We start from the raw sequence: 25,086 nt of genomic DNA on the forward strand, positions 1-25,086 counted from the left end.
CAAATGATGCTAAAGTGACCATCGAGGCGATTGCCTCCTAATAGTCCACCGGATTACAGGTGGCCTTCTCAAACACCATCTCCCTGGGCGCGGCCAATCCTCGGCGCGGTGCAGGGCGGCAGCGGAGGCGGCGGTTCGCCCGGTGCCTCGAAAAATCATGCTGAAGGAGGGGTCCGAAACTGGCGGTCCCCCAACCGCCGCTTCCCCCGCCCGCGGAAGCGGGATAGGGTGCTCCGTACCTGGTGAAGTGGGTAGGGCGGGTGGGACTTGAACCCACGACCCACGGATTATGAGTCCGATGCTCTGACCGGCTGAGCTACCGCCCCTGGATTGAGTTGTGCGCATCGACAAGGTTAAAGCATGGTGAGCGCCCCCAGCCCCGCCTGATGCCTCGCACATCATTCCACGCCTAGCCCTCTCGGGGGAGAGTAGGACGATCATTCTTCCGAGAGCGGACGGGGTGGCGCGCTCGCCGGTGAAGCTGATCTACGAGACGCACGCCACCACGGTGGAGCCGGCGAGCTGTCCGCCGCCGGGCGGGAACAGGCGCGTGAGCTGGGGGAGCGGCGGAAGGACGTGGACATGGTCCACGCCTCGGACCTGCGCCGCGCCGTACGGACCGCGGAGATCGGCGGGCGGCAACAGGGGCAGGGCCGCACCGTTGTCAACCGGTGGGCCCTGCGGGTGCTGTTCGGCGGGACGCCGCTGGAGGAGCTGGTTGAGGGCCCGTTCCAGTGGCGTCCCGGGGGGAGTACGTTACGGCCGGTTGAAGCCGAGGGTGTACGCGCCGGAGCCGCTGTAGGCGTGCACGCGGTAGCGGTAGTAGCCGGCGCTGCCGTTGTAGGTGACGGTCTCGTCGGCGCCGGGCGTGATGCCCTGGGCCACGGTGCTCCAGGAGAAACCGTTCCACCTCTGGAGGTAGAGGTCGAAGTCGGTGCCGTCAGGGGCGTCCAGGCAGGCGGCGTGGGTGCCCGACGTCGTCGTCTGGTAGTAGGAGCCGTTCGGCTGGTAGGCGTTCTGGCCGGACGACAGCGAGCCGGTGTGGGTCGACTGGTAGCCCTGGCAGCCGGTGGGCGGGTCGGGGTCGCCGCCGCCGTCGCTGGTCACCAGGGTCAGGCCGCCGACGGAGATGATCTCGCCGATGGGCTGGAAGTACGTGGTGCCGCCGATGCTGCAGTTGCCGGAGCCGCCGGAGGTCATGCCCTGGGCCTGGTCGCCGGAGATGAACGCGCCGCCGGAGTCGCCGGGCTCGGCGCAGACGGAGGTGCGGGTGAGTCCGGAGACGGTGCCCTGCGGGTAGTTCACGGTGCTGTTGAGCGCCTGTACGGTGCCGCAGTGCCACTGGGTGGTGGAGCCGGAGCGGCACACGGAGCCGCCGGGCTGGGTGACGGACGCGCCGCGCACCGGCAGGATGCCGGCCGAGTAGCCGTTGACCACGCCGGGGGCGGTCCAGTCGGCGTTCGTCGCGACCCAGGCGTAGTCGTTGCCGGGGAACGAGGAGATCTGGAAGGTGCCCTGCGCCACGCGGTTGTAGCCGGTCGTGGACTGGCCGTTGGAGCCGCAGTGGCCGGCGGTGGTGAAGCCGACCTGGGTGCCGCGCCGCGCGGCGAACCCGACGGAGCAGCGCGAGGACGAGATGTAGTACGCGTCGCCGCCGCGGATGTCGTACAGGAGCTTCGGCCGGTCCGCCGAGTCGGCGAACTTGACCGCGCCGGTGTCGACGCCGGCGCTCTTCGCCCAGGCCAGGGCCGCGTCCTGGTCGGCGGCCTGCACGACGACCGCGTTGTCGGCGGGTGAGACCGACCAGCTGTGCACGGTGTCGGGCGGCGCGGCCTTGTCCAGGCCGTCCTTGACGGCGGTGAGCTGGGCCAGCGTGCGGGTCACGATGCGGGCCTCGGCGCCGGAGCTCTTGATCGCGGCGGCGTCCGACTGCTTGACGCTGGCCGCGACCAGCTTGCTCTCCGGCCCTTCGAACCAGGCGCCGGCGTAGCGGTCGCCGAGCTGCTTGGCCAGGGCGGGCGCGGCCTGGTTGCCGCGGGCCTCGTTGGCCATCCGGGCGACGGCCTGCCTCTCGCTGATGCCGAGGTCGCGCTCGATGGCGTCGATCACGCCCTTGGGGGGCTCGGCCGTGGCGGTGGTCGTGGCGGTGGTGGTGGTCGTGGTGGTGGTCGTGGTGGTGGGGGTGGCGACGGCGGGGGTGGCCGTCATGACTAAGGCACCGATCGAGATGGCGATCAGCGCTGGGGTCCGCAGCATGGGGTGTCTCCTCGCTGTGGCTGGGGGGTGCCGTCAACGTACGCGGGTGGCCGAGACCCGAGGAGTACCAGTTCGGCCCTATCACGGTGTTATGGCGCGGTGCCGAACCCGGGGTTGCGGCCCAGCCAGTCGTGGTAGGCGCGGCTGCGCCGTACCGCTTCCCGGTGTGTCTGCTTGGCCTGGAGGAGCACCCACGCGGCGTCCGGCGCGGCCGGGTGGCGGCCGAGGAGCTGGCGCCAGCGCAGCGGCGCGTTCTTCAGCGGCACCACCACCATGCCGGGGGCGGGCTGGTGGGTGGCCTGGCAGAGCACCACCGCGCGGCCCACCTGCGCCAGGTGCACGCAGGTGGCCACGTCGGTCTCGTAGATGGTGCCCGGCGTGAACCCGGCCCGCGCGCACGCCATCGCGAAGCAGTCGTTGAAGCAGCCGTCCCCCGGCGTGACCGCCCACTGCTCGTCCGCCAGGTCGGCGAGCTCCACCTCCTTCTCCACGGCCAGCGGGTGGTCCACGGAGAGCAGGGTGAAGACCGGGTCGAGGCTGATCGTCTCCCAGGCCAGGGTGCCCGCCGGAGTGCCGTTGTCGCCGCACGCCCCGGTCAGCACGTAGTCGAGCCGGCCCAGCTCGACCATGGTGGTCAGCTCGTGCGCCGACCAGCTGGTGTAGGTGGTTACCTGGCGTTCCGCGGCCAGGCGGTGCACCAGGCCGCCGAGTATCGGGCCGTTGGTGGCGCCTATCCGGTAGCCGGAGGTGGGGGCGTGCGCGAACCGTACGGCCTCCTCCTGCAGCTCCTTGGCGGCGGGCAGGAGTACCCGGGCGCGGGCGAGCACCAGCTCGCCCAGCCGGGTGGGGCGGGCGCCGTGACGGTCGCGCTCGAAGAGCGCGCCGCCGAGCATCCGCTCGATGCGCTTGAGCTGGGCGGTGAGGGCGGGCTGGGCCAACCCGAGCATGGAAGCGGCCTTGCTGACACTTCCGGCGTCCGCGACGGCGCGGACGATCTTGAGGTGCCTGAGCTCGAGGTCCATAACGGGAAGGTAAGGCGGTCTAATCTCCCAAACAATGCCTATGTGTCAGGAAATGTGACAGATATTGTCGAGCGCCATCTGGGGTAGAGGGAGCCCATGACGACGATGGGAATCGACCCGGCCCAGCTGAGCGACGAGGACCTGCTGCGCGAGCTGCGGCAACTGCACACCACCCGCACCGACACCTTCCTGCACGGATCCGACGACGCGCTCGCCCGTCACACCTCGCGGACGAACGAGATGGAGTCCGAATATCTGCGCCGCTATCCGGAGCGCGAGATCGACCCGAACCGGCTGCGCGAGGGAGCGAGGGCACGCTGATGGATCCGCGACACGACGTGCAGGCGCTGTCCGACGTCGACATCCACGTCTATGAGGCCGTCGCGGGCCCGGCCGTCGAGCACGGCTGGGTCGGTATGGACGAGCTGGTGCACATCACCGGCCTGCCCGGCGAGGAGGTACGGGAGAGCCTGGAGCGGCTGATCGGCCAGGGGTACGTGCTGCCGACCCCTGACGGGTACGGGCTCGGGCCGCACACCTTCGGCGTCTGGCGCTGATCCGGCGACTCGGGCGTACGCTCGAGGAGTGGACGTCGCACACCTGACCCCCGCGCAGGCGCGCGAGCGCTTCCGCGGCGGGGAGCGCACGCCGACGGCGGGCTGGTGCAGGGGCTGGACCCAGGCCAATCTGATCGCCGTGCCCCAGGAGCTGGCCTACGACCTGCTGCTGTTCGCGCACCGCAACGCACGGGCCTGCCCGCTGCTCGACGTGGGCGAGCCCGGCGCGGTGCGCACCCGCCTGTTCCCCGGCGACCTGCGCACCGACCTGCCCGGCTACCGCGTCTACCAGGACGGACGCGCCGTCGCCGACACCGGTGAGGTGGTGGCGGAGTGGCGGGCGGACCTGGTGCCGTTCCTGTTCGGCTGCAGCTTCACCTTCGAGCGGGCGCTGCTGGCCGCGGGCGTGCCGATCCGGCACCTGGAGCAGGGCGTGAACGTGCCGATGTACCGGACGAACGTGCCGTGCGAGCCGTCGGGGCCGCTGGCGGGGCCGCTCGTGGTGTCGATGCGGCCGGTGCCGGAGGCGCTGGTGGCCACCGCGATCGAGGTCAGCGGGCGCTACCCGATGGTGCACGGCGCGCCGGTCCACACCGGCGACCCGGCCGTGATCGGCATCGGCGACCTGGGCAGGCCCGACTTCGGCGACCCGGTGGAGGTGCGGGAGGGGGAGACGCCGCTGTTCTGGGCGTGCGGGGTGACGCCGCAGGCGGCGGTGATGGCCAGCGGCGTGGAGTTCGCGATCGGGCACCTGCCGGGGCACATGGCGATCATCGACGCGCGGGACGAGGACTATCGAGAGACTTAGCCAGATATTTCGCGGTATGGGTGGAGGCTTCGGCCAGCGCCGCCGGGGTGCCCTCGAACACCACCCGCCCGCCGTGCCGTCCCGCCTCCGGCCCCAGGTCGATCACCCAGTCGGCGTGCTTGACCACGTCGAGGTCGTGCTCCACCACGATCACCGCGTTGCCGCCGTCGACGAGCCGGTCGAGCAGCGCCAGCAGCCGGTCGACGTCGGCCGGGTGCAGGCCCCTGGTCGGCTCGTCGAACACGTACACGTGACCGGTCTCGTGCAGCCGGTGCGCCAGCTTGAGCCGCTGCCGCTCGCCGCCCGACAGCGTGGCCAGCGAACGCCCCAGGGTCAGGTGGCCCAGCCCCAGTTCGCCCAGCCGGTCGAGGCCCGGCAGGTCGTAGTCGCGCACGGCCTCGCCGGCGGTCAGCGCCAGCACGCCGGCGATGTCGCGCCCGGCCAGGCGGTACGACAGGGCCTCGCGGTTGTAGCGGGTGCCGCCGCAGGCGTCGCAGACGCGGGTCACCGGGTCCATGAACGCCAGATCGGTCCTGATCTCGCCGCGCCCGCCGCACTCCGGGCAGGCGCCCGCCGAGTTGGCGCTGAACAGCTTGGCCGGCACCCCGTGCGCGGCCGCGAACAGCTTGCGCAGCCGGTCCATCGCCCCCAGGTAGGTGGCGAGCGTCGAACGGGGCGAGGCGTGCACGGCCGACTGGTCGACCAGCACCGTGCCGGGGTGGCAGGCGGGCAGCTCGCGGGTCATCAGCGTGCTCTTGCCCGACCCGGCCACGCCGGTCACCGCCGTCAGCACGCCCAGCGGCACCCGGACCGTCACGTCCGCCAGGTTGTGGGTCCGGGCGCCGCCGATCGTCAGCCACCCGGACGGTTCGCGTACCCGCTCCTTGAGCCCGCGCGCCCGCCGCAGCGCGCGGCCGGTCGGCGTGTCGCCGAGCCCGGCCACCGGGCCCTGGTAGACCACCCGCCCGCCGTCGGCGCCCGCGCCCGGCCCCAGGTCGACCACCTGGTCGGCGAGCGCGATCACGTCGCGGTCGTGCTCGACCACGAGCACCGTGTTGCCCTTGTCGCGCAGCTGCAACAGCAGCCCGCCGAGCAGGTGCACGTCGCGCGGATGCAGGCCGGCGCTGGGCTCGTCGAAGACGTACGTGAGACCGGTGAGGCCGCTGCCCAGGTGGCGCACGGTCTTGAGGCGCTGGGCCTCGCCGCCCGACAGGGTCGGCGTCTCCCGGTCGAGGCTGAGGTAGCCGAGCCCGATGGCCTCGACGCGGCGCAACGCCTCCACCGCCGCGCGGGCGACCGGGTCGGCCGTCTCCGCCAGCACGCCGATCAGGTCGGTGATCTCCATCGCGCAGTGGTCGGCCAGGCTGCGGCCGTCGATGCGGGAGGCCAGCGCCGCCGGGTTGAGCCGCCGGCCGCCGCACGCGGGGCAGGCGCGCTCGCGCACCACCTCCCGCGCCGCCTGGTCGAGCGACTCCACGTCGCGGTGGAGGTGGACGCGGTCGAACCGGGTGATCACGCCCTCGTAGTCGTGGGCGCGGCCGTCGCGCTCGACCTTGAACCCGCTCCCGTGCAGCAGCAGGCCGAGCTCCCGCTCGGTGTAGTCGCGCAGCGGCTTGGCCGGGTCGAACAGCCCCGACTTCGCGTAGAGGCTCCACACGTAGCCGCCGACCGCGTACGGCCGCAGCGCTCCCTGGGCCAGCGACAGGTCGAAGTCGACCAGCCGCCCGACGTCGACCTCCGTCTTCCGCCCGAGGCCGGCGCACTCCGGGCACATGCCCGCCGGGTCGTTGAACGAGTAGGCCGTCGCCGGGCCCGCCGAGGGCTCGCCGCGCCGCGAGAACAGCACCCGCAGCATGGGGTGGATCTCGGTCATCGTGCCGACCGTGGAGCGGGCGTTGCCGCCCACCGGCCGCTGGTCGACGACCACCGCGGCGGTCAGCCCCTCCAGCCGCCCGGCGCGCGGGCGCTCGTGCTTGGGCAGCCGGTTCCTGACGAACGCGCTGTAGGTCTCGTTGAGCTGGCGCTGCGACTCGGCCGCGATGGTCTCGAACACCACCGACGACTTGCCGGAGCCGGACACGCCGGTGAACACGATGAGCCGCTCCTTGGGCAGCCGCAGGGAGACGTCGCGCAGGTTGTTCTGCCGGAGACCGGTGAGCACGATCTCGCGGGACATGGCTCTCCTCCATAGCTCCAGCTATTACCTGTAGCCTAAGCTACATGTCATGGCTGACATTCCCGATCGGAGGGCCCGCCGGCGGGCGGAGACGCTGGAGGAGATCCTGGCCATCGCCCTGGAGGTGATGGCCGAGGACGGCGTGGCCGGGCTGAGCCTGTCGGCCGTGGCCAGGCGGCTCGGCATCCGGCCGCCGTCGCTGTACAAGTACTTCCCGTCCCGGCACGCCGTCTACGACGCGCTCTTCGAACGCGGCCAGCGGGCCTACCTGGAGGCGGTGCTGCGGGGCGCCGCGGGCGCTGAGCCCGGCCTGGCCGCGATGGCCGCCTCGCTGGAGGCCGGCGCGCGGTGGGTGATGGCCAACCAGGCGCTGGCCCAGCTGCTGTTCTGGCGGCCGGTGCCCGGGTTCGAGCCCTCCGAGCGGGCGTACGCCCCGGCCCTGGCCGTCCACGACCACTTCACCGCGCTGACGTCGGCCGCCATCGAGCGCGGCGAACTGCATCCGGACGCCGCCGGCGAGGAGGGTCAGGCCCTGGGCTCCAGCCTGATCGCCGGCCTGCTGTCGCAGCAGCTCGCCAACGAGCCGGGCGCCGCGTTCGAGGAGGGGCGGTTCACCCGGTGGGTGGCCCGCCTGCCCGGGGTGCTCGGGGCGATATACCCGCCGCGGTGAGCTGCGCCCCCAGCGGGGGCGCGCCGCGCCGGTTGTCGATCTCCAGGTGCGGCACCGCGGGCGGCTCGTCCACCCTGATCCTGGCCAGGTACGCGTCGAACGCCGCCAGCTTGCCCGCGTCCCTCGGCAGGCCCCTGGCCTCCAGGCGCTCGCGCAGCGTCGAGGCGTCGGAGCGCACCCACACCAGCCGCACCGGCGGGCCGCCCAGCTCCGCCACCCAGCGTCGCCAGCGCGCCGCGTCGTGCACCTGGCCGGTGAAAGGGCCGTCGAGCATGACCGGGCAGCCGTGCTCGCGGATCCGCCGGGCGGTCGCGGTCATGCCGGCATACTCGTGCCTTTTGACGTGCTCGTCGTACCAGGAACCCTCGCGTTCCCCATGAGGCCTGCCGTAGCCGGCCAGCACCTCGGCGACGAGGCCCCCGTACATCGTGTCCTTGTCGAGCAGGGCGGGCACCGGCGACAGGCGGGCGAGCAGCGCGGCGGCCACCGTGGACTTGCCCGCCCCCGGCGGGCCGCTGACGACCCAGATCACGGTCTCAGTCTGGCAGGCCCCAGGAGATGACCTTCGCCGGCTTGACGCGGATGACCGCGTCGGACATGCCGGGCCTGGGCGGGCGCACGCCGGTGAGCGCCTCCGCGGTGCCGCGGATCTCCACCCCGCGCACGATCCACGGGCTGACCGAGGCCAGCTCGTCCACCACCAGCGAGACCGTGCTGCCGGCCCGTACGTTGCGGAACTTCTTGGTGGCGGCCAGGTCGAGGCCGCCGATGTCGATCGTGCCGGCCTCGGCGTCGACGAAGAAGCCGACGGGGTTGTTCTGCACCTGGCCGCCGGGCGCGACCGTGGCCAGGCGGCCCAGCCGCTGGGTGGACAGGAAAGCCAGCTCGGATTCGGTGAGTCTCATGACGTCAGCATGAGACCTCGACTCAGCTTGAGGTCAACCCGTCCGTCAGCCAGCGCAGCGGGTTGTCGTGGATGATCGCGCTCAGCGTCTCCGCCTCGACGCCGGCCTCGCGCAGCCTGGGCAGCACCGCGGCGGACAGGTGCCCGTAGCCGGGGCCGCCGTACTTGCCGAGCTGCGCGACCCGGCTCACGCCGCTGCTGAGCAGCAGCCGGCCGGCGTGGCCCTCGCGGATGAGGTCCAGGGCGACGGCCGCGGCCCGCTCGGCGCCCACGCCGATCGAGCCCATGCTCACGTACGCGCCGGACTCGGCGATCTTGCGGGCCGCGGCCGGGTCGGCGCCCGAGCAGCCCACGGACACCCGGGAGGCGGGCAGGCCCTCGATCATCAGCAGTTCCAGCATGGCCAGGCCGTCCTGGCCGTAGGTGGCCACCGACAGCCGGGAGGAGAGCGCGGCGCGGGCGGCGGCCCGCAGGGCGCGCTCCTCGGCCGGGGTGGGGTGCGCGCCCCAGCAGCCGACCTCGCCGATCACGCCGGGGAACACGCCGCTGTCGTCCATCCCGTCGAGGATGTCGGCCATCAGCAGGCCGGTGAGCGTGTCGGCGTCGGCGTCGGCGTCGGCGGCGCCGGAGAACGGCCCAGTGGAAAGGCCCGTGGCGGCGACCACCGGCACACGGCTGCCGGCGGCGATCCTGGCCAGGGCGGCCGCGTCGCGGCCCATGCCGATGGAGGTGAGCTCCACGACCAGGCCGAGCGGGTCGTCGCCGGTGCGCAGCGCGCGGAGCTCGGCGATGACGGCCTGCTCCTCGTCCAGCCAGCGGTACGGATCGGAGTCGATGCCCACGGCCCAGCGCATGTCGGCGCGGAGGTGTTCGTGGGGGAGTACGGCACCGGTCACCGCGGCCGCGCGGACGGGGCCGGTAACAGTGCGAAGCATAACCTCGGGCATGCTCTACAGTAGCTGAGAAAAGCCCGATATATCCTGGTTTAGCGCCAGATTTTACCGTTCAGCGGGTTTGACGGACGTTCCGGGTGTAGTCCACATTTGGCCACTCGTGCCTGTGGGCCTACCCGTATCCTGGTGACCACACCGACTGTCCGGGGGGACCGTGCCGACGCAGAAATCCGAGACGGGGGACGCCGACCTCATGAAGGACGAGGCCGCGCGTCACTCCAGCATTCCTCGCCGTCGCGGGCTCAAGGGCTGGCTCGACGGCGTCAGGGCCACGCGCACCGGCGCGCTCACCCTCAAGGTGGTGATCGGCGTGATCGGCACCATCATGGTGGTCGGCGGCCTGATCATGGTGCCGTTCCCCGGCCCCGGCTGGCTGGTCGTGTTCGGCGGCCTGGCGGTGCTGGCGACCGAGTTTCACTGGGCGCACCGGGTGCTGGAGTTCGGCAAGCGGATGCTGCACGCCTGGACCGAGTGGTACAAGCGGCGGGGCTGGACCGTGCGGATCATCGTGGCGTTCGTGACGCTCTGCGCCATGGGCCTGATCATCTACCTCAGCCTGCTCACGTTCGGCGTGGACGTCATCCAGGTGGCCAGGCAGTTCGTCCTCCCCTGAGGCGGGGGCCTCAGAGATAGAGACCCGTGCCGTGGTCGGTCTCCTGCGTGGCCACCGCGTGCAGGTCGCGCTCGCGCATCACGAGATAGGTCTGCGCGTGCAGCTCCACCTCGAACTGGTCTTCAGGATTGAGCAGCACCTTGTCGCCGACCCGGACCGAGCGCACGTTGGCGCCCACGCCGCAGACCTCGCCCCAGGCGAGCCGGTTGGCCATCTTCACCGTCGCCGGGATGACGATGCCCGATCCGCTGCGTCGCTCCTCGGTGTCGCGCTCCAGCCGGATCATCACCCGATCGTGCAGCATCTGAATCTCGAACTTCGGCTCTTCCACGTGCCAAGTTTACGTTCCGCCGGGTAAGGATCACTCCACGCCCGTACGGCGGACTTCAGGGAAGGGTGAGAACGGCGGAGACCGGGTGGTGGTCGGTGCCCTTGAGCGTGTGCACGCCGAAGGAGCGGACGCCGATGCGGGAGTCCGCCACGACGTGGTCGATGGCGACTCCCGGGAGCGGGCCCCAGCCGCCCTGCGGCCAGGTGGTGCGCAGGCCGTGGCCGGTGACGTCGGCGGCGTCCCGGTAGCCGCTCGCGAGGAGCTCGCGCATGGGCAGGTGGTCGAGCGTGGCGTTGAAGTCGCCGGCCAGGACCCGCAGCGGGCCGCCGGCGCGGGGGAGCGCCTCCAGCCCGGCCCGCCAGCAGGGCTGCCGACCGTACCTCTTGGGCGCGCACGGGTGCACGGAGACCAGCTCCACCCGCGCCCCGCCCGGGTGCGCGAGCACCGCGCGGACCTGGCCGAAGCGGCCGTGCTCGATCGCCTCGCCGGGGGTGAGCGGGTGCCGCGCGTACAGGGCCGAGCCGCCGGCTCCCTGCCTGGGCCGGGTCACGGCGTACGGGAACGTCTCGGGCAACCCGGCTTCCTCCAGCCGCTCCATGGCGTCAGGCGTCAGCTCCTGCAACGCCAGCACGTCGGGCCGGAGCCGGGCCACCAGCGCCATCAGCTCGCCGGTGTCGGCCACGCCGACCATGAGGTTGGCCGCCAGCACCCGCAGCGGCGCCCCGGCCGGCTCCGTGCCGCCGTCGGCCAGGCTCCTCGGCACCACGGCGAAGCCCAGGGCCACCGTGGCGGCCAGGGCCAGCACGGCCGCCGCCCGTTTCCTGAGCGCCGCCGCCAGCACCAGCCCGGCCCCCGCGGCCGCCGCGACGTGCGGGGTGACCGCCACCGCGGGCACCCACGGCCAGTCCGGCTCGAACCCCGACAGCCGCAGCGCCGCCCACACCGCCGCCGCGCCCGTCACACCCCACGCCACCAGACTCGCCACGATCTTCACGCCTGAGTATCGCCACAACTTCCGGTACGAGTTCACGGGATTTCCTGGCATTCCCGTCATGAGCCGTCATGAGAAGGTGTGCGCATGCGCGACGTGGAACTCAGGGTGCTGGACGCCATCGACGACTCCGAGGCCGTGAACCTGCTGGCCGAGACCGTCGGCGTGCCCAGCGTCACCGGCACCGACGCCGAGTCGGAGCTGCAGCATCACTTCGCCGGCCTGCTGACCGAGGCCGGCATGGACGTGGACGTGTGGAAGCTCGACCTCGACGACCTGCGCGAGCGCGACGGGTTCCCCGGCACCGAGGCGCCGAGGAGCGAGGGGTACGGGGTCGTCGGGGTGGTGGGCGGCGACGGCGTCCCCGCGCTGGCGCTGCAGGGGCATGTGGACGTGGTGCCCGTCGGAGACCTGGCCAGATGGGAGGGGAACGACCCGTTCGCCGCCCGGATCAGCGGCGACGTCCTGCACGGCAGGGGCGCCTGCGACATGAAGGCGGGCCTGGTGGCCAACCTGGCCGTGGTGCGGGCCGTCCAGCGGGCCGGGATCAGGCTCACCCGCCCGCTGGCCGTGCACTGCGTCGTCAGCGAGGAGGACGGCGGGCTGGGCGCGTTCGGCACCCTGGCCAGGGGGCACACCGCCGAGGCGGCGGTGATCACCGAGCCGACCAGCGGCCAGGTGATCACCGCCAACGCGGGCGCGCTCACGTTCCGGCTGGAGATCGCCGGCCGGGCCGCGCACGGCGCCGCCCGGCTGGAGGGGGTCAACGCCATCGAGGTGTTCTGGCCGGTGTTCGAGACGATCAGGCGCCTGGAGGCCGAGCGGAACAGGGACGTCCCCGCCGTGTTCGGCGGCAACCCGCTGCCGTACCCGATCGAGATCGGCACCGTCCACGCCGGCGACTGGGCGAGCACGGTGCCGGACCTGCTGGTCGCCGAGGGCCGGCTGGGCGTGCGGCTGGACGAGGACCCGGCGGCGGCGCGGGCCGCGTTCGAGGAGGCGGTGCGGTCGGCCGCGCACCCGTGGCTGCGGGAGAACCCGCCGGCGGTGACCTGGCCAGGCGGCCAGTTCGCCAGCGGCCGGCTGCCCGCCGGTCACCCGCTGCTCAGCGAGGTGAGGCAGGCGGTCGCCGACACCGGCGGGGCCACCCTCACCGAAGCCGCCGCCCCGTACGGGAGCGACCTGCGGCTGTACGCGGGCAGCGGGATCCCGACGCTGCACTACGGCCCCGGCGACGTGCGCTTCGCGCACGCGCCCCGTGAGCAGGTGGCGGTGCCGGAGTTCCTGGAGGTGATCCGCGCCCTGGCCGTCCTGGCGGTCCGCCGCTGCGCGCCCTAGCAGGGGCTCCTCAGGCCGGGGACGTGACCCGGTGGCGGGACTCGGGGACGATCAGCGGGGTGCCCGACTGGGGGTCCTGGATGATCTCGCAACGCAGCTCGAACACCTGCTCGACCAGCTCCGGGGTGACGATCTCGGCGGGGTCGCCCTCGGCCAGCACGCTGCCCTCCCGCATGACGATGAGGTGGGTGGCGTAGCGGCAGGCCTGGTTCAGGTCGTGCAGCACGGCCACCATCGTCCGGCCCGCCTCGTGCAGGTCGGCGCAGAGGTCGAGCACCTCGATCTGGTGCGAGATGTCGAGGAACGTGGTCGGCTCGTCCAGCAGCAGGATCGGCGTCTCCTGGGCCAGCGCCATGGCCAGCCACACCCGCTGCCGCTGCCCGCCCGACAGCTCGTCGACGATCCGGTCGGCCAGCCCGGTCACGTCCGTGGCCCGCATCGCCTCGGTCACGGCCGCCTCGTCGGCCTTCGACCACTGCCGCATCAGCCGCTGGTGCGGGTAGCGGCCGCGCGCCACCAGGTCGGCCACGGTGATCCCGTCAGGGACGATCGAGCTCTGCGGCAGCAGCCCGAGCCGCCGCGCGACCTCCTTCGACGGCAGCGAGGTGATGACGCTGCCGTCGAGGTGCACGGCGCCCTGCTTCGGCTTGAGCATCCTGGCCAGGGCGCGCAGCAGGGTGGACTTGCCGCACGCGTTCGGGCCGATGATCACGGTGAAGGACCGGTCGGGGATGGCCACGGACAGCTGACTGGCCACGACCCGCTGGTCGTAGGCGAGGGTGAGGTCGGTTCCTGAGAGGCGGGTGGTCATCAGTAGCGGTCCTTTCGCAGCAGGAAGGCCAGGTACGCGCCGCCGATGGCGGCCGTCACCACGCCGACGGGCAGCTGGACGGGGGCCAGCAGGCGCTGGGCGATCAGGTCGGAGGCGGTCAGCAGCACGGCGCCCATGAGCGCCGAGGAGGCCAGCGTGACGCCGGGTGAGCGGGTCAGCCGGCGGGCGAGCTGCGGCGAGGCCAGCGCGACGAACATCACCGGCCCGGCGGCGGCCGTCGCCACCCCGCACAGCAGCACGCCCGCCACGATCGCGACAGCGCGCACCGGCTCGACCCTGATGCCCATGGCGCGGGCGGCGTCGTCGCCCATCTCGATCATGCGCAGCGGCCTGGCCACGTACGCGCAGAGCGGCAGCAGCAGCGCCAGCGCGACGGCGACCGGGATCGCGTGGTCCCAGCCGCGCCCGCTCAGGCTGCCGGTCAGCCAGGCGGCGGCGGTGGCGGCGTCGTAGATGTTGGACCGCGTCAGCAGGTAGGAGTTGGCCGCCAGGAGCAGCGCGTTCGCCCCGATGCCGACCAGGACGAGCCGGTAGCCCTGCACGCCGCGCCGGTACGACAGGGCGTAGACCAGCACGGCGGTGATCACGCATCCGGCCAGCGCGCCGCCGGCGATGACCGCGGCCGAGCCGCCCGCGACCACGGCCAGGATGCCGCCGGTCGAGGCGCCGGCGGTGAAGCCGATGAAGTCGGGGCTGCCGAGCGCGTTTCTGGTGAGGCTCTGGAAGATGGCGCCGCTCAGCCCGAACGCGGCCCCCACCAGCAGCCCGGTGGCCACCCGGGGAGCGCGCAGCTTGTTCACGATCAGCTCGGCGACCGGCGTGCCCTCACCCGCCAGAGCCGCCAGGATGTCCGGCACCGGCACGGTGAACTCGCCCGTCGAGATCGCCGCCACCGCCACCGCGCACGCGATGAGCAGCAGCAGCGCGGTGACGGCCAGGGAACGCGGGGCCAGCCGCATCGACCAGGGGCCCAGGCGGACGTTCATAGTGCGGCGAGCCTCCTGCGCCGGGCCAACAGGATGAAGATCGGCGCGCCGATCGCCGCGCACATGATGCCGACCTGCACCTCGCCCGGCCGGGCGATCAGCCGCCCCACGATGTCGGCGCCGAGCAGCAGCACCGGCGCCACCACCGCCGAGTACGGCAGCACCCACCGCTGGTCCTGGCCCACGACGGCGCGCACCGCGTGCGGCACCGCCAGCCCGATGAACCACAGCGGCCCGGCCGCCGCCGTCGCCGCCCCGCACAGCAGCGTCACCGCCACCGCCGTCAGCGCCCGGGTGCGGCCGACCGCCACGCCCAGGGCGCGGCCCGCGTCGTCGCCCAGCGACAGCATGTTGAGCGGCCTGCCCAGGCACAGCCCCAGCGCCAGCCCGGCCACCAGGAAAGGCGCCAGCCGCAGCGCCGTGTCGGCCGTCTGCCCCGCCAGCGAGCCGGTCAGCCAGAACCGCATCCGGTCATAGGTCTGGGAGTCGATGCGCAGGATGGCCGACGACATGGCGGTGAAGACCATGCCCACCGCGATGCCCGCCAGCGCGAGCCGTACCGGACCTCCTCCGGTGCGTCCCGCCGCGCCGAGCGAGTAGACCACCAGCGAGGCCCCGGCCGCGCCCGCGAACGCGAACCACACGTAGACGGTCGGGTCCGTGAGCCCGAACAGCCCGAGCGCGAGCGTGACCCCCAGCGCGGCGCCCTCGTTGATGCCCAGGATGCCCGGGTCGGCCAGCGGGTTGCGGGTCAGGCTCTGCATGAGCGCCCCGGCCAGCCCGAGCGCCGCGCCGACGCCGATGCCGAGCAGCGTGCGCGGCACCCGGAGCTCCCTGATGACCGTGTGGTCGCTGGAGCCGTCGGGGGCGAGGAACGCGTCGAAGGCGGCCGTCAGCGGCATCGCCCGCGCGCCCAGCGCCACGCCGGCGAGGCCCACGAGGACTAACAGCCCGAGCGCCACCAGCAGCCCCGCGGCGAGCGTGACCTGCCGGCCGCGCCGCGGCGGCGGGTCCCCGCCCGCCTCGGTGGCAGGTTCGGTGTGCTCGGCCGGGCGCACCCGCCCCCCTCTCCTTACGGTCTGGCTTAGGCGAGGCTAATCTAAAGCCTCAGTACGAAGGCAAGCCTAACCTTAGGGAGTACTCATGTCGGGACCGGTCATGGCTCGGCGAGGTTTCCTCGCCGCGGCGGCGGGTCTGGCCGCCGCCGTCACGCTCGCCGCGTGCGGCGGCGCGGGCGGTACCGCGGCCGCACCGGAGGCGTCCTCCGCCCCGGCCGCCCAGCCGTGGACGTTCACCGACGACCGCGGCAAGAGGGTCGACCTCGACAAGACCCCCTCCAAGGTGGTCGCCCAGGTCGGCGCCGCCGCCGCGCTGTGGGACTTCGGCGTGCGCCCGGTCGGCGTCTTCGGCCCGCACAAGCTCCAGGACGGCAGCAAGGACCCGCAGGTCGGCAACGTCGACATCACCAAGGTCACCGGCCTGGGCAACGTGTGGGACGAGTTCAACGTCGAGCAGTACATCGCCCTGCAGCCCGACCTGCTGGTCAGCAGCATGTACGAGAACGGCACGCTCTGGTACGTGCCCGAGAAGTCCAAGGACACCATCGAGCAGGTCGCCCCCACGGTCGGCGTCATGCTCACCGGCAAGACCGCCACCGAGGTGATCGGCACGTACGAGAAGCTGGCCGCGTCGCTCGGCGCCGACATGGCGGGCGTGCCCGAGGCCAAGGCCCGCATGGAGGCCGCCACCGAGGAGCTGGCGGCGCTCAAGGATCTCAAGATCCTCATGATGTCGGGCGGCGCCGACCAGATGTGGGTGGTCAACCCGCCCGAGTACGCCGACATCCGCCACCTCATGGACAACGGCCTCGACATCGTGGTGCCGGACAAGGTGGACGAGGGCGGCTTCTTCCAGACCCTCAGCTGGGAGAACGCCGACACCTACGACGCGGACGTGATCCTCTACGACACCCGCACGCAGGCGCTGAAGCCCGAGGAGATGATGAAGAAGCCGACCTTCGCCGAGCTCCCCGCGGTCAAGGCCGGCCAGCTCTACCCGTGGCGTGCCGAGGCCCCCTTCAGCTACCAGGGCTACGCCGACTTCCTGGAGGAGCTCGTGGCCAACCTGAAGAAGGCTAATAAGCTCCCTTGACCTCGACGATCTCGGCGAGGGGGAACTCCAGGTAGTCGCCCGCCTCCTCGCACCAGGCGTCGAGCGCCCCGTTGCGCAGCTCGCCGTGGCTGATGGTGGCGGTCAGGCCGTCGGTCAGCGTGATGCCCGCCCGCACGCCCCGGTCGACCACGAAGCCGAGCAGCGACTGCTGCGCCGTCGGCAGCCTGGTCGCCATCCGGCCGATCACCGCCCAGGTGCGGCCGTTGCGCTCGCCCGCCTCACGGCTCTCGGCGATGAGGCGGCGGGCATGCTCGTGCGGGTCGGGCACCGGCTCGGCGATCACCGGCTCATCGGACGGCTGGGCGTCGGACAGCTCGGCCACCTGACCGCCCGGCAGCAGGATCAGCCTGCCGTTGCGGGGCTCCTCGGCGCGGGTGCGGCGGATGGCGATCTCGCCGGTGTCGGCGACGGGCACCGGCGCGTACCCCGCCTCGCGCAGCACCCCGAGCGTGCGCTCGGCGTCGGCGGAGGCGACCAGCACGGTCGGCGCGAGCAGCCGCAGCCCCAGCCGCGACAGCCGCCGGTGTGCGGCGATCTCGGCCAGCAGCGCGGGATCGGAGGCCTGCACCACGCAGCCGACCGTGGTCACCGTCACCTCGCCGTGGCGGCGGGCCACGTCGTGCACGAGGTACTCCAGCGGCTGCGGGACGGCGCCCACTCCCGACAGTTCGTCCAGCAGCTCGTCGGCGTCGTAGCCGCGGTCGAGGGCGCGGCGCACGCTCTCGGTGGTGAACCGCCACACCGAGGCCGCGCCCCGGGACTCGCGTTCGGCCACCCGGTCGAGCAGCTCGGCCAGCTCCGCCGACGGCGGCCCGGTCACCACCGCGGTCAGGTCGGGCCCGAACAGGGCGCTCCTGCGCACGCTGGCCAGCGCCCGGGTGGACGCCTCCACCAGCGCGGGGTCGTGCTCGACCAGCGGGGCCGCGTCGTCGCTCTCGCCGCCCGCCTTGGCCGCCAGCCCGGCCAGCGCCCGGCCGAGGTCGGTGAGCGCGTGGTTGGCCACCAGGCCGAGCAGCCGCGACTCGTCGACCACCGCGGAGGCGCACCGGTCGAGCAGCTCGCGGTCGACCAGCGGCGCGTGCCAGCGCACGTTGGCCACCAGGCTGTCGCGGTCGGCGAAGGCCGTGGCGGACGGCAACCGCAGGAGCGCCGACAGCACGGCGTGACGGATGCGGGCCATCGCGGCGCCGCTCTGGTCGTCGCCCAGGACCGTGCCGTACCGTCCGTCGATCTTGCGGAGGGACGAGCGCTCCATGCGCCACCAGGCCGACAGCAGCACCCGCAGCCGGGCGGCGCCCTCGTCGAGCCGCCAGCGGTCGAACCGCTCGGTCGGCACCAGGCCGCCGGACTTCTCGTCCCACGCGAGCAGCCGCGCCACCGCGCAGATCTCCAGCAGCAGCCGGGTCTCGTCCTCGTCGCAGCCGGTCTCCTTGGCGACCCTGCGGACCTCGCGCACGCCCACGCCGCCGGTCTTGAGCAGCGGCAACGGCGCCTTGGACGTGTTGTCGAGCAGGGCCGCGCAGCGCTCCACGACGTGCGGCGCGGCCAGCGTCATCAGGTGGTCGACCTCCTCGGGGTCGACCGGGATCGTGGCCACCTCGGGCGCCCGCGGCGTGAACGGCGGATGGTAGCCGAGGCCGCGCCGGCCGAGCGCCACCTCGCGGGGCATCTCGGCGACGTTCCAGCTCGGCCGGTAGAGCAGGCCGTGGTCGGCCGCCCACTTCTCGGGCGTGCCGGGGGTGACGAACCTGCCGCCGTCGACTTCGCGTACGGGGCCGTGCCAGGCGAACTCGTCGAGCAGCGCGGCGGCTCCGGCGGGGGCGTGGCGCAGCAGCGCGGCCATGTGGCCGTCGTCGGCCAGCGCCTCGCCCACCCGCGCGACCGTGCGGCGCTTGCCGCCGTGGGAGGGCAGGCCCAGGTTGCCGGCCAGGGTGCGCAGCGTGTCGCCGCTGATCGTCCACGAGTTCAGGTAGTGGTCGAGCGGCTCGCCGAGGCCGAGCGGCGCGCTCCAGTAGCGGGTCACGGCCTCGGCCAGGTGGATCTCGCCGTCGGCAGAGGGACAGGCCAGCGCGTGGTCGTAGAGGTGGTCGAGCCACCGGTCCACCTCGGCGCGCGGCGCCCCGAGGAACCCGGCGAGCCGCTCGGCGGTCGGCCGGGTCAGGACCAGGCAGGCCTCGGCGAGCTGCAGGCAGGGGAGCGGCAGAACGCGCAGCGCCTCCATGACGGCGAAGCCGTTGCTCAGCCGCTGGGCCAGCGTGTCGAGCCGCCGCGGCCACGGCGCGGCGAGGGCGTCAGGCCGGTGCGTCAGGACGCGGGCGAGCCTGTCTTCGTCGAGGGTTCGTAGCCAGCCGAGCAGGTGATCGTCCATCGGTCAGCACTCTCATGGGGTCGCGCGTGGAACTCACCGTGAGCCATGACCATCCACGGTAGTGCAGATCACTCTCGGTCAGGAGAGGACCGCCCACACGATCTTCCCGTGGGGCGAGAGCGCGGACCAGCCCCAGCGAAGGCTCAGTGAGTCGACGATGTGGAGACCCAGGCCGCCGGTATCCAGGAGCCCAGAGTATCTCAGCGCGGGCACCGAGGACCCGGGATCGGCGAAGGCGCTGGCCACCAGGCGGCCGCGGCGCACCAGCGACATGTGCACGGGACCGAGCCCGCAGGGGTCGTCCGCGCGCAGGCCGTGCCGCAGCGCGTTCGTGGCCAGCTCGGAGACCACCAGCTCCATGTTCTCGGCCGGCTCGCTCAGGCCCCACGCGGCCAGCACCCCGGCGGCGTAGCTGCGCGCGCAGTGCACGGACGAGGCGGTGGGAGGGAGCACGAAGGTGGCGCTCGCGGACGGACCAGGCTCGAGGAGATCGCGCGCCGCCTCCGGCCACCAGCCGACAGGGGGCCACCAGTCGAACGTGGTCCACTGGCCGGCTGCCGTGGTGGATTGCACGTTGATCATTGTGCGGCAAACTCTCGTGCACTTGCAAGAGCGAATGCACGTGCAGACACGGTGTGCAAGCGCTACGGTTTCCCTTCAAAGGGTCAATCAGTGGGAAAGGGGATCTTGTCCGCGGCCCATGATCTTTCGGCCGTGAAGTGACAGACTGTGTGACAAGGAAACGACCAAGGAGCACCACGTGTCCATCGATCCGCCCGGTTCAGCTTCGACCGTTCGGCGCATCATGCTCGGTGCGAGCCTGCGGCGCCTGCGCGAGAAGCGCGGGCTCACGCGCGATCAGGCCGGATTCCACATCCGTGCCTCCGAGTCCAAGATCAGCCGTATGGAGCTCGGGCGCGTCGGTTTCAAGACACGTGATGTGGAGGACCTGCTCACGCTGTACGGCGTCATCGACAACGCCGAACGCCGTGCCCTTCTGGAGATGGTCCGAGAGGCCAACACCCCCGGCTGGTGGCAGAACTACTCGCAGGAGCTGCCGAACTGGTTCACCACCTACGTGGGGCTGGAAGAGGCCGCGAGCATGATCCGTACGTACGAGGTGCAGTTCGTGCCCGGCCTGTTGCAGACGGCCGCGTACGCACGATCAGTGATCCAGCTCGGCAATCCCGACATGTCAGCCGATCGGATAGAACGCCGTGTGCATCTGCGCATGCAACGGCAGGAGCGCTTCACCAAGAACGACGGGCCGCGCCTGTGGGCGGTCATCGACGAGGCGACGCTCAAGCGGATCATCGGCGGCCGGAAGGTCATGGCCGAGCAACTCCGGCATCTGCTGGAGGTGGCGGCCCTGCCCAACATCACCCTTCAGGTGATGCCTTTCCGATACGGCATGCACGCCGCCGAGGGGGGCGCGTTCAGCATCTTGCGGTTTCCCGAGTCCGACCTGTCGGACGTCGTCTACGTCGAACAGCTCTGGGGTGCCCTGTACCTGGACAAGCGCGAGGACATCGATCCGTACCTCACGGCCATGGAGCAGCTGTGCGTGGAGAGCACCACGCCGGGGGGCACCGTCGAGCTCATCGGCGGCCTTCTCAGAAAGATGTAGATGAATCAGACCTATAACGGCATGCCCGCCGGCGATCTGTCCGGCGTGGCGTGGCGCAAGAGCCGCTACAGCAACTCGCAGGGCAACTGCGTGGAGCTCGCGAAGCTCCCCGACGGTGGGATAGCGGTGCGCAACTCCCGCTTCCCCGACGGCCCCGCGCTGATCTACACCCGCGACGAGATCCGGGCTCTGGTGCTCGGAGTGAAGGACGGAGAATTCGACGGCCTGCTGGTGTAACGCGCTGTTAACCTCCGGCGGGCCCGCTTAACCGGGCCGCGCCGGAGGCGTAACGGCCCCACCGACTCCTCCGGGCAGGATCGGGTCATGCTCGACCAGACGACGCTCTACCCGATCGCCGACGACGTGCTGTTCGCGCCCGGCGGCAAGGTCGTGATCCGCACCTACGGCGTGGCGCCCGCGGCCTCCGGCGGCTCGGTCTCGTACCGGACCTGGGTGACCGGCATCAGGGACCATCCGCGCTACTGGCGCTGGGGCCACTTCGAGGACGCCACCCGCGGGCACCGCAGTGTCCTGGAGTGGCTGACCGGGCGCGGCCCGCAGCCTGGCCAGGCGCAAGCCTGAGCCGGTGCTGGTCAGACCCCGCCGACCGGCGCGTTCCAGGTCCTGATCACCGGTTCGCCGTGCTCGAAGGCCAGCCGCGAGTACGTGCCGGTGTCCAGCTTGAACAGCCGGCCGTCCGCCGGGGGCAGGCGCAGCCAGCGCGCGGTGAGCACGCGCAGCAGATGACCGTGCGCGACCACCGCCACCCGCCCGTGGACCCGCCGGCACCGCTCGATCACCCGGTCGGCGCGGGCGCCCACCTCGGCGGCGCTCTCGCCCGGGGTGCCGCCCGGTGGGACGCCGTCGCGCCACAGGTACCAGCCGGGCCGGTCCTTCCTGATGTCGGGGGTGGTGATGCCCTCGTAGCCGCCGTAGTCCCACTCCCACAGATCCGGATCGACCTCGTACGAGCTGAGGCCGGCCAGGTCGGCGGTGCGGGTGGCGCGCCGCGCGGGCGAGACCACGACCAGCTCGGACGGGCTCTCCCCGAGCACCGGGATGAGCGCCTTGGCCTGCTCCTCGCCGCGCGGGGTCAGCGGCACGTCGGTCCGGCCGGTGTGCCTGCCCGTCCTGCTCCACTCCGTCTCGCCGTGGCGGAGCAACACCATCTCGTCCATGGGTCCATCATCCGCCACCCCGGTTTCAGGTGGCCGGGGCGCCCTGCTCGGACCGGCTCGCCCTGAGGAGCGGGACGGCCGCCGCCAGCACCCCCGCGGTGGCCGGCACGGCGAGCCACGACCGGCCGGCGCCGGCCAGGGCGAGCAGGGTCTCGAGGACGGACCCGACGGTCGCCGCCAGGGCGACGAGCATGACCAGCGTGCCGCCCGAGCGGCCGAGCAGCCGGGGCGGCGTGATCGCCTGCCGGTGGCTGAGCAGCGCGATCGCCGCCGTCGCCGCGCCGGCCAGCGGCAGCGCCTGGCCGAGCACGTATCCGGCGGCCCCGGACGGGAACGCGAGCAGGAGCGCGAAGGGCTGGGTCGCGAGGACGGCGAACCACGCCAGCCGGAGCGCGCCCACGCGGCGGTGCAGCATGACCGCGGCCAGCGCGCCCACCAGGGGCGGCGCGAGCATGGTGACGAGGTCCCATCCGTCCGCCAGCCCGTCCGGCCGCGGGGCGTCGATCAGCTGCCCCAGGGCCGCCAGCGCGACGAGATAGCCGGCGATCGCGGCGAGCACCGGATGCCGGAGCGTGAACCGCACCCCGGCCACCGCCTCCGGCCATACCCCCTCCCTCGGCGGCGCCGGATCCTCGGGCACGTCCACGTACCGGAACAGCAGCGCCGAGACCGCGAACCCCACCGCCGGCACCACGAGCACGACCACGACGGCCGCCGTGGACGGCAGCCCCGTGGCGACGGCGAAGCCGAACGTCCCCACCGACGCGATCCCGTACAGCCACGCGTTGACCGGGACGAACCGGTGCCGACCGGTCACCGCCGGCAGATAGGCCTCCAGCGCCAGCGCGCCCGTGACGGCCACCAGGGTGACGGCCCCGATCGCCAGCATGACGTGAGCCGTCGTGACGGCGCCGGCCAGGGCGGCGACCGCGAGCGAGCCGAGCGCGACCGCCCCCGCCACCCCCGACCAGACCAGCGCCGACCGGCGTGCCGCCCGGTCCACGAGCACCCCCATCGGCACCGGCAGCAGGAACGCCAGCAGCCCGGCCGGCAGGATCACCAGCCCCAGGGATTGGAAGCCTCCCTCGCCCAGGAACATGAGGGTGACACCGACCAGGCTCGCGTCGGCCCACAAGGCCATCTGGAGGACCGTGCCGCCCGCGACATAGCGGGCGAGCGGCCGGCTGGAAGTGATCATCACGGCATCCTCCCACCGAGGCCCTTCGAGTAGGGTCACGAATCGACTCATGATCGTGCGAAAGGGGATCGCGATGGAGCCGGTGGCGGTCGGTCTGGTCGGGGCGGGCCCGTGGGCGGAGATGGCGCACGCGCCGATGCTGGCCGCGGGCCCGCACACCAGGCTCGCCGGGGTCTGGGCGCGCAGGCCCGAGGCGGCCGCGCGGCTCGGCGCGCCCGTGTTCGAGCGGGTGGAGGAGCTGTTCGACGCGTGCGAGGCGGTCGCGTTCTGCGTGCCGCCCGCGGTCCAGGCCGAGCTGGCGGTACGTGCCGCGCGGGCGGGCAAGGCGCTGCTGCTGGAGAAGCCGCTCGGCGACTCCCTGGAGAGCGCGCGCCGGGTCGCCGACGCGGTCGCCGAGTCGGGCGTGCCGAGCCAGATGGTCCTCACCCTGCGGTACGCGGCCGGCACCCGGGCCTTCCTGGACCGGTGCCGGGAGATCGAGCCGTTCGGCGGGCACGCGGCCAACATCTCCGGCTCCCTCGTCGGCGACCACCCGTTCGCCACCCCGTGGCGGCTGGAACGCGGGGCGCTGCTCGACGCGGGGCCGCACATGGTGGACCTGATGGACGCCGCGCTCGGCCGGATCACCGGGGTGCGCGCGCACGGCGACCCGCTGCGCTGGGCGGGGCTGCTGCTGGAGCACGAGGGCGGCGCGGTCAGCGAGGTGTCGCTGAGCCAGGCCGCCGTCGGCGACCTGCCGCCCGCGAGCGTGGCCGTGTACGGCGGGAAGGGCGTCGCGGTGCTCGGGTCCGGCGGCGGCGACGCGTTGCCCCGGGTGGCCGAGGAGTTCGCCAGGACGGTGCGGCAGGGCGGCGGCCACCCGCTCGACGCCGCGCGCGGCCTCCGCGTCCAGGAGGTGCTCGAAGAAGCGGAATCACAGCTCCGTACCCCTTGACGCGGGCGCCTCCAGGAGGATTGATAGCGTTTGTCCGACGCGCAGTGCTGCAGCGAAGTCCGGTGCGAGTCCGGCGCTGTCCCGCAACTGTCATAGCCAGGTCGCCTGCCTCTGCGTGACGTCATCAACCCTCGTGGAAAAGGGTGATCCGTCGCTCATCGCGGGTCTCTCGGTTCCGACAGTGTGAAAGGACTACTCGTGAGGCCCGTACGCAAGGCGCTCGCGGGCGCGCTGCTGGGAACGCTCGTCCTGGCCGCATGCGGCCAGACCGGCACGACAGCCACCTCCGCCCCCGCCACCAGCCAGCCCTCCTCCAGTCAGCCCGCCTCCAGCCAGGCCGGCGCCGGCTTCCCCGTGACGGTGGAGGCCGCCAACGGCGAGATCACCATCGAGAAGAAGCCGGAGCGGATCGTCTCCCTGTCGGCGGCCCACACCGAGACGCTGTTCGCCATCGGCGCCGGCCCCCAGGTGATCGCCGTCGACGACCAGTCGAACTACCCGCCCGAGGCCCCCAGGACCGACCTGTCGGGCTTCAAGCCGAACGTCGAGGCCATCGTCGCCCAGAAGCCCGACCTGGTCGTGGTCTCCGACGACATGGACCAGGTGATCGCCGGGCTGGCCAAGCTGAACGTCCCCGTGCTGTGGGAGCCGTCCGCCAAGACCCTCGACGAGGCGTACGACGAGATCACCGACCTCGGCGCGGCCACCGGCAACCTGGAGAAGGCCGAGGAGGTGGTCACCACCATGCGGACCACCCTGGACCAGCTCGCCGCCGACGCCCCCAAGGGCAAGGGCCTGACCTACTACCACGAGCTCGACCAGACCCCGTACGCGGCCACGTCCACGACCTTCATCGGCCAGATCTACGCCATCTTCGGCCTCACCAACATCGCCGACAAGGCCCCGGACGCGGCGGGCGGCTACCCCAAGCTGTCCACCGAGTTCATCGCCCAGGCCGACCCCGACCTGATCTTCCTGGCGGACGTGAAGTGCTGCCAGCAGAACAAGGAGGCTCTCGCCAAGCGGCCCGGCTGGAAGAACCTGTCCGCCGTCAAGAACGACCTGGTGATCGAGCTCGACGACGACATCGCCTCCCGCTGGGGGCCGCGCGTCGCCGACCTGGCGCGGACCGTCGGCGACGCGGTCGCGAAGGCGGCCTCCGAATAGTGCTC

Annotated in this window: 27 protein-coding genes and 1 tRNA gene; 12 read left to right on the forward strand and 16 right to left on the reverse strand. The window is 72.6% G+C overall.

Annotated elements, in window-relative coordinates:
* Positions 1–252: 252 nt before the first annotated feature.
* The 3 genes from ACZ6YG_RS04140 to ACZ6YG_RS04150 form a co-directional block, all read right to left on the reverse strand.
* A tRNA-Ile gene (locus tag ACZ6YG_RS04140) sits at positions 253–326 on the reverse strand.
* A gap of 430 nt (positions 327–756) precedes the next feature.
* Positions 757–2,256 (reverse strand): S1 family peptidase, encoded by a 1,500-nt coding sequence (locus tag ACZ6YG_RS04145; protein ID WP_466017178.1) that lies wholly within the window; start codon positions 2,254–2,256, stop codon positions 757–759.
* A gap of 89 nt (positions 2,257–2,345) precedes the next feature.
* Positions 2,346–3,278, reverse strand: a complete 933-nt coding sequence (locus tag ACZ6YG_RS04150; RefSeq protein WP_148032944.1) for a LysR family transcriptional regulator — start codon at positions 3,276–3,278, stop codon at positions 2,346–2,348.
* Positions 3,279–3,374: 96 nt separating this feature from the next.
* Here ACZ6YG_RS04150 and ACZ6YG_RS04155 point away from each other — a divergent pair, with 96 nt between their 5' ends.
* Genes ACZ6YG_RS04155 through ACZ6YG_RS04165 form a run of 3 tightly spaced genes read left to right on the forward strand, consistent with a single transcriptional unit; the run spans position 3,375 to position 4,643 of the window.
* On the forward strand, positions 3,375–3,599 hold the full coding sequence (locus tag ACZ6YG_RS04155) for a DUF6158 family protein (RefSeq protein ID WP_148032943.1): 225 nt from the start codon (positions 3,375–3,377) through the stop codon (positions 3,597–3,599).
* The gene (locus ACZ6YG_RS04160) at positions 3,599–3,835 is read left to right on the forward strand and encodes an RIO2 family protein (protein WP_148032942.1); all 237 of its coding nucleotides are present in this window, start codon (positions 3,599–3,601) and stop codon (positions 3,833–3,835) included. The genes ACZ6YG_RS04155 and ACZ6YG_RS04160 overlap by 1 nt, the downstream gene beginning before the upstream one ends.
* A 28-nt stretch (positions 3,836–3,863) precedes the next feature.
* Positions 3,864–4,643, forward strand: coding sequence for a putative hydro-lyase (locus ACZ6YG_RS04165; RefSeq protein WP_222709029.1), 780 nt, complete (start codon positions 3,864–3,866; stop codon positions 4,641–4,643).
* Here the strand turns inward: ACZ6YG_RS04165 and ACZ6YG_RS04170 are convergent.
* Positions 4,606–6,819, reverse strand: coding sequence for an ATP-binding cassette domain-containing protein (locus ACZ6YG_RS04170; protein WP_466017179.1), 2,214 nt, complete (start codon positions 6,817–6,819; stop codon positions 4,606–4,608). The two genes, ACZ6YG_RS04165 and ACZ6YG_RS04170, sit on opposite strands and share 38 nt — an antisense overlap.
* A gap of 49 nt (positions 6,820–6,868) precedes the next feature.
* Between ACZ6YG_RS04170 and ACZ6YG_RS04175 the strand changes: the two genes are divergently transcribed.
* A complete protein-coding gene (locus tag ACZ6YG_RS04175; protein ID WP_148032940.1) occupies positions 6,869–7,489 on the forward strand; it encodes a TetR/AcrR family transcriptional regulator in 621 nt (206 codons plus the stop codon).
* On the opposite strand, the gene ACZ6YG_RS04180 is transcribed toward ACZ6YG_RS04175, so the two are convergent.
* The 3 genes from ACZ6YG_RS04180 to ACZ6YG_RS04190 are packed head-to-tail and all read right to left on the reverse strand — an operon-like array spanning position 7,431 to position 9,328.
* Positions 7,431–8,021: a P-loop nucleotide/nucleoside kinase family protein gene (locus ACZ6YG_RS04180; RefSeq protein ID WP_219544772.1), complete on the reverse strand. Its 591-nt coding sequence runs from the start codon at positions 8,019–8,021 to the stop codon at positions 7,431–7,433. The two genes, ACZ6YG_RS04175 and ACZ6YG_RS04180, sit on opposite strands and share 59 nt — an antisense overlap.
* 4 nt (positions 8,022–8,025) lie before the next feature.
* Positions 8,026–8,394: a PPOX class F420-dependent oxidoreductase gene (locus tag ACZ6YG_RS04185; RefSeq protein ID WP_219544771.1), complete on the reverse strand. Its 369-nt coding sequence runs from the start codon at positions 8,392–8,394 to the stop codon at positions 8,026–8,028.
* 22 nt (positions 8,395–8,416) lie between these two features.
* A complete protein-coding gene (locus ACZ6YG_RS04190) occupies positions 8,417–9,328 on the reverse strand; it encodes a phosphotriesterase family protein (RefSeq protein ID WP_466017180.1) in 912 nt (303 codons plus the stop codon).
* A 172-nt stretch (positions 9,329–9,500) separates the two neighbouring features.
* On the opposite strand from ACZ6YG_RS04190, the gene ACZ6YG_RS04195 reads away from it, so the two are divergent.
* Positions 9,501–9,959 carry a TIGR02611 family protein gene (locus tag ACZ6YG_RS04195; protein WP_148032936.1) on the forward strand — a complete coding sequence of 153 codons (459 nt, stop codon included), beginning with the start codon at positions 9,501–9,503 and terminating at the stop codon, positions 9,957–9,959.
* A 10-nt stretch (positions 9,960–9,969) separates the two neighbouring features.
* Here ACZ6YG_RS04195 and ACZ6YG_RS04200 read toward each other — a convergent pair whose 3' ends face one another.
* Both ACZ6YG_RS04200 and ACZ6YG_RS04205 read right to left on the reverse strand, forming a co-directional pair.
* Positions 9,970–10,290, reverse strand: a complete 321-nt coding sequence (locus tag ACZ6YG_RS04200; protein WP_148032935.1) for a GroES family chaperonin — start codon at positions 10,288–10,290, stop codon at positions 9,970–9,972.
* A gap of 55 nt (positions 10,291–10,345) precedes the next feature.
* Positions 10,346–11,284, reverse strand: coding sequence for an endonuclease/exonuclease/phosphatase family protein (locus tag ACZ6YG_RS04205; protein ID WP_466017181.1), 939 nt, complete (start codon positions 11,282–11,284; stop codon positions 10,346–10,348).
* Positions 11,285–11,368: 84 nt separating this feature from the next.
* On the opposite strand from ACZ6YG_RS04205, the gene ACZ6YG_RS04210 reads away from it, so the two are divergent.
* Complete coding sequence (locus ACZ6YG_RS04210; RefSeq protein WP_466017182.1) at positions 11,369–12,619, forward strand: ArgE/DapE family deacylase; 1,251 nt, start codon at positions 11,369–11,371, stop codon at positions 12,617–12,619.
* Between the two features lie 10 nt (positions 12,620–12,629).
* On the opposite strand, the gene ACZ6YG_RS04215 is transcribed toward ACZ6YG_RS04210, so the two are convergent.
* Genes ACZ6YG_RS04215 through ACZ6YG_RS04225 form a run of 3 tightly spaced genes read right to left on the reverse strand, consistent with a single transcriptional unit; the run spans position 12,630 to position 15,495 of the window.
* Positions 12,630–13,430 carry an ABC transporter ATP-binding protein gene (locus ACZ6YG_RS04215; RefSeq protein ID WP_466017183.1) on the reverse strand — a complete coding sequence of 267 codons (801 nt, stop codon included), beginning with the start codon at positions 13,428–13,430 and terminating at the stop codon, positions 12,630–12,632.
* Entirely contained in the window at positions 13,430–14,437 is a 1,008-nt protein-coding gene (locus ACZ6YG_RS04220) for a FecCD family ABC transporter permease (RefSeq protein WP_148032931.1), read from the reverse strand. The genes ACZ6YG_RS04215 and ACZ6YG_RS04220 overlap by 1 nt, the downstream gene beginning before the upstream one ends.
* Positions 14,434–15,495, reverse strand: a complete 1,062-nt coding sequence (locus ACZ6YG_RS04225) for a FecCD family ABC transporter permease (RefSeq protein ID WP_364226788.1) — start codon at positions 15,493–15,495, stop codon at positions 14,434–14,436. Before ACZ6YG_RS04225 ends, ACZ6YG_RS04220 begins: the two co-directional genes overlap by 4 nt.
* Before the next feature lie 85 nt (positions 15,496–15,580).
* Here ACZ6YG_RS04225 and ACZ6YG_RS04230 point away from each other — a divergent pair, with 85 nt between their 5' ends.
* On the forward strand, positions 15,581–16,588 hold the full coding sequence (locus ACZ6YG_RS04230) for an ABC transporter substrate-binding protein (RefSeq protein ID WP_466017184.1): 1,008 nt from the start codon (positions 15,581–15,583) through the stop codon (positions 16,586–16,588).
* On the opposite strand, the gene ACZ6YG_RS04235 is transcribed toward ACZ6YG_RS04230, so the two are convergent.
* Positions 16,572–18,977, reverse strand: coding sequence for a helicase-associated domain-containing protein (locus ACZ6YG_RS04235; protein WP_466017185.1), 2,406 nt, complete (start codon positions 18,975–18,977; stop codon positions 16,572–16,574). The genes ACZ6YG_RS04230 and ACZ6YG_RS04235 overlap by 17 nt on opposite strands.
* Before the next feature lie 78 nt (positions 18,978–19,055).
* Positions 19,056–19,559, reverse strand: a complete 504-nt coding sequence (locus ACZ6YG_RS04240) for an ATP-binding protein (protein WP_148032927.1) — start codon at positions 19,557–19,559, stop codon at positions 19,056–19,058.
* 223 nt (positions 19,560–19,782) lie between these two features.
* On the opposite strand from ACZ6YG_RS04240, the gene ACZ6YG_RS04245 reads away from it, so the two are divergent.
* From ACZ6YG_RS04245 to ACZ6YG_RS04255, 3 genes are all read left to right on the forward strand, one after another.
* On the forward strand, positions 19,783–20,604 hold the full coding sequence (locus ACZ6YG_RS04245) for a helix-turn-helix domain-containing protein (RefSeq protein WP_148034773.1): 822 nt from the start codon (positions 19,783–19,785) through the stop codon (positions 20,602–20,604).
* Complete coding sequence (locus ACZ6YG_RS04250; protein WP_148032926.1) at positions 20,605–20,841, forward strand: DUF397 domain-containing protein; 237 nt, start codon at positions 20,605–20,607, stop codon at positions 20,839–20,841.
* Positions 20,842–20,928: 87 nt separating this feature from the next.
* Positions 20,929–21,186: a hypothetical protein gene (locus ACZ6YG_RS04255; protein ID WP_148032925.1), complete on the forward strand. Its 258-nt coding sequence runs from the start codon at positions 20,929–20,931 to the stop codon at positions 21,184–21,186.
* 11 nt (positions 21,187–21,197) lie between these two features.
* Here the strand turns inward: ACZ6YG_RS04255 and ACZ6YG_RS04260 are convergent, their stop codons facing one another.
* Complete coding sequence (locus ACZ6YG_RS04260) at positions 21,198–21,782, reverse strand: histidine phosphatase family protein (protein ID WP_148032924.1); 585 nt, start codon at positions 21,780–21,782, stop codon at positions 21,198–21,200.
* A gap of 25 nt (positions 21,783–21,807) precedes the next feature.
* Complete coding sequence (locus tag ACZ6YG_RS04265; RefSeq protein WP_466017186.1) at positions 21,808–22,980, reverse strand: MFS transporter; 1,173 nt, start codon at positions 22,978–22,980, stop codon at positions 21,808–21,810.
* 49 nt (positions 22,981–23,029) lie between these two features.
* On the opposite strand from ACZ6YG_RS04265, the gene ACZ6YG_RS04270 reads away from it, so the two are divergent.
* Positions 23,030–23,914, forward strand: coding sequence for a Gfo/Idh/MocA family protein (locus ACZ6YG_RS04270; protein ID WP_261808699.1), 885 nt, complete (start codon positions 23,030–23,032; stop codon positions 23,912–23,914).
* A gap of 198 nt (positions 23,915–24,112) precedes the next feature.
* Positions 24,113–25,081 (forward strand): ABC transporter substrate-binding protein, encoded by a 969-nt coding sequence (locus ACZ6YG_RS04275; protein WP_466017187.1) that lies wholly within the window; start codon positions 24,113–24,115, stop codon positions 25,079–25,081.
* The last annotated feature ends 5 nt before the right edge of the window (positions 25,082–25,086 follow it).

It is taken from the genome of Nonomuraea sp. NPDC054003, from assembly GCF_055585125.1.

What these genes read in the sequence shown, in the direction of transcription:
- ACZ6YG_RS04145 (WP_466017178.1), bottom strand. Translation starts at nt 2,256, where the DNA reads ATGCTGCGGACCCCAGCGCTGATCGCCATCTCGATCGGTGCCTTAGTC.
- ACZ6YG_RS04150 (WP_148032944.1), bottom strand. Translation starts at nt 3,278, where the DNA reads ATGGACCTCGAGCTCAGGCACCTCAAGATCGTCCGCGCCGTCGCGGAC.
- ACZ6YG_RS04155 (WP_148032943.1), top strand. Translation starts at nt 3,375, where the DNA reads ATGACGACGATGGGAATCGACCCGGCCCAGCTGAGCGACGAGGACCTG.
- ACZ6YG_RS04160 (WP_148032942.1), top strand. Translation starts at nt 3,599, where the DNA reads ATGGATCCGCGACACGACGTGCAGGCGCTGTCCGACGTCGACATCCAC.
- ACZ6YG_RS04170 (WP_466017179.1), bottom strand. Translation starts at nt 6,819, where the DNA reads ATGTCCCGCGAGATCGTGCTCACCGGTCTCCGGCAGAACAACCTGCGC.
- ACZ6YG_RS04175 (WP_148032940.1), top strand. Translation starts at nt 6,869, where the DNA reads ATGGCTGACATTCCCGATCGGAGGGCCCGCCGGCGGGCGGAGACGCTG.
- ACZ6YG_RS04185 (WP_219544771.1), bottom strand. Translation starts at nt 8,394, where the DNA reads ATGAGACTCACCGAATCCGAGCTGGCTTTCCTGTCCACCCAGCGGCTG.
- ACZ6YG_RS04190 (WP_466017180.1), bottom strand. Translation starts at nt 9,328, where the DNA reads ATGCTTCGCACTGTTACCGGCCCCGTCCGCGCGGCCGCGGTGACCGGT.
- ACZ6YG_RS04210 (WP_466017182.1), top strand. Translation starts at nt 11,369, where the DNA reads ATGCGCGACGTGGAACTCAGGGTGCTGGACGCCATCGACGACTCCGAG.
- ACZ6YG_RS04215 (WP_466017183.1), bottom strand. Translation starts at nt 13,430, where the DNA reads ATGACCACCCGCCTCTCAGGAACCGACCTCACCCTCGCCTACGACCAG.
- ACZ6YG_RS04220 (WP_148032931.1), bottom strand. Translation starts at nt 14,437, where the DNA reads ATGAACGTCCGCCTGGGCCCCTGGTCGATGCGGCTGGCCCCGCGTTCC.
- ACZ6YG_RS04230 (WP_466017184.1), top strand. Translation starts at nt 15,581, where the DNA reads ATGTCGGGACCGGTCATGGCTCGGCGAGGTTTCCTCGCCGCGGCGGCG.
- ACZ6YG_RS04235 (WP_466017185.1), bottom strand. Translation starts at nt 18,977, where the DNA reads ATGGACGATCACCTGCTCGGCTGGCTACGAACCCTCGACGAAGACAGG.
- ACZ6YG_RS04240 (WP_148032927.1), bottom strand. Translation starts at nt 19,559, where the DNA reads ATGATCAACGTGCAATCCACCACGGCAGCCGGCCAGTGGACCACGTTC.
- ACZ6YG_RS04245 (WP_148034773.1), top strand. Translation starts at nt 19,783, where the DNA reads ATGCTCGGTGCGAGCCTGCGGCGCCTGCGCGAGAAGCGCGGGCTCACG.
- ACZ6YG_RS04250 (WP_148032926.1), top strand. Translation starts at nt 20,605, where the DNA reads ATGAATCAGACCTATAACGGCATGCCCGCCGGCGATCTGTCCGGCGTG.
- ACZ6YG_RS04255 (WP_148032925.1), top strand. Translation starts at nt 20,929, where the DNA reads ATGCTCGACCAGACGACGCTCTACCCGATCGCCGACGACGTGCTGTTC.
- ACZ6YG_RS04260 (WP_148032924.1), bottom strand. Translation starts at nt 21,782, where the DNA reads ATGGACGAGATGGTGTTGCTCCGCCACGGCGAGACGGAGTGGAGCAGG.
- ACZ6YG_RS04265 (WP_466017186.1), bottom strand. Translation starts at nt 22,980, where the DNA reads ATGATCACTTCCAGCCGGCCGCTCGCCCGCTATGTCGCGGGCGGCACG.
- ACZ6YG_RS04270 (WP_261808699.1), top strand. Translation starts at nt 23,030, where the DNA reads ATGATCGTGCGAAAGGGGATCGCGATGGAGCCGGTGGCGGTCGGTCTG.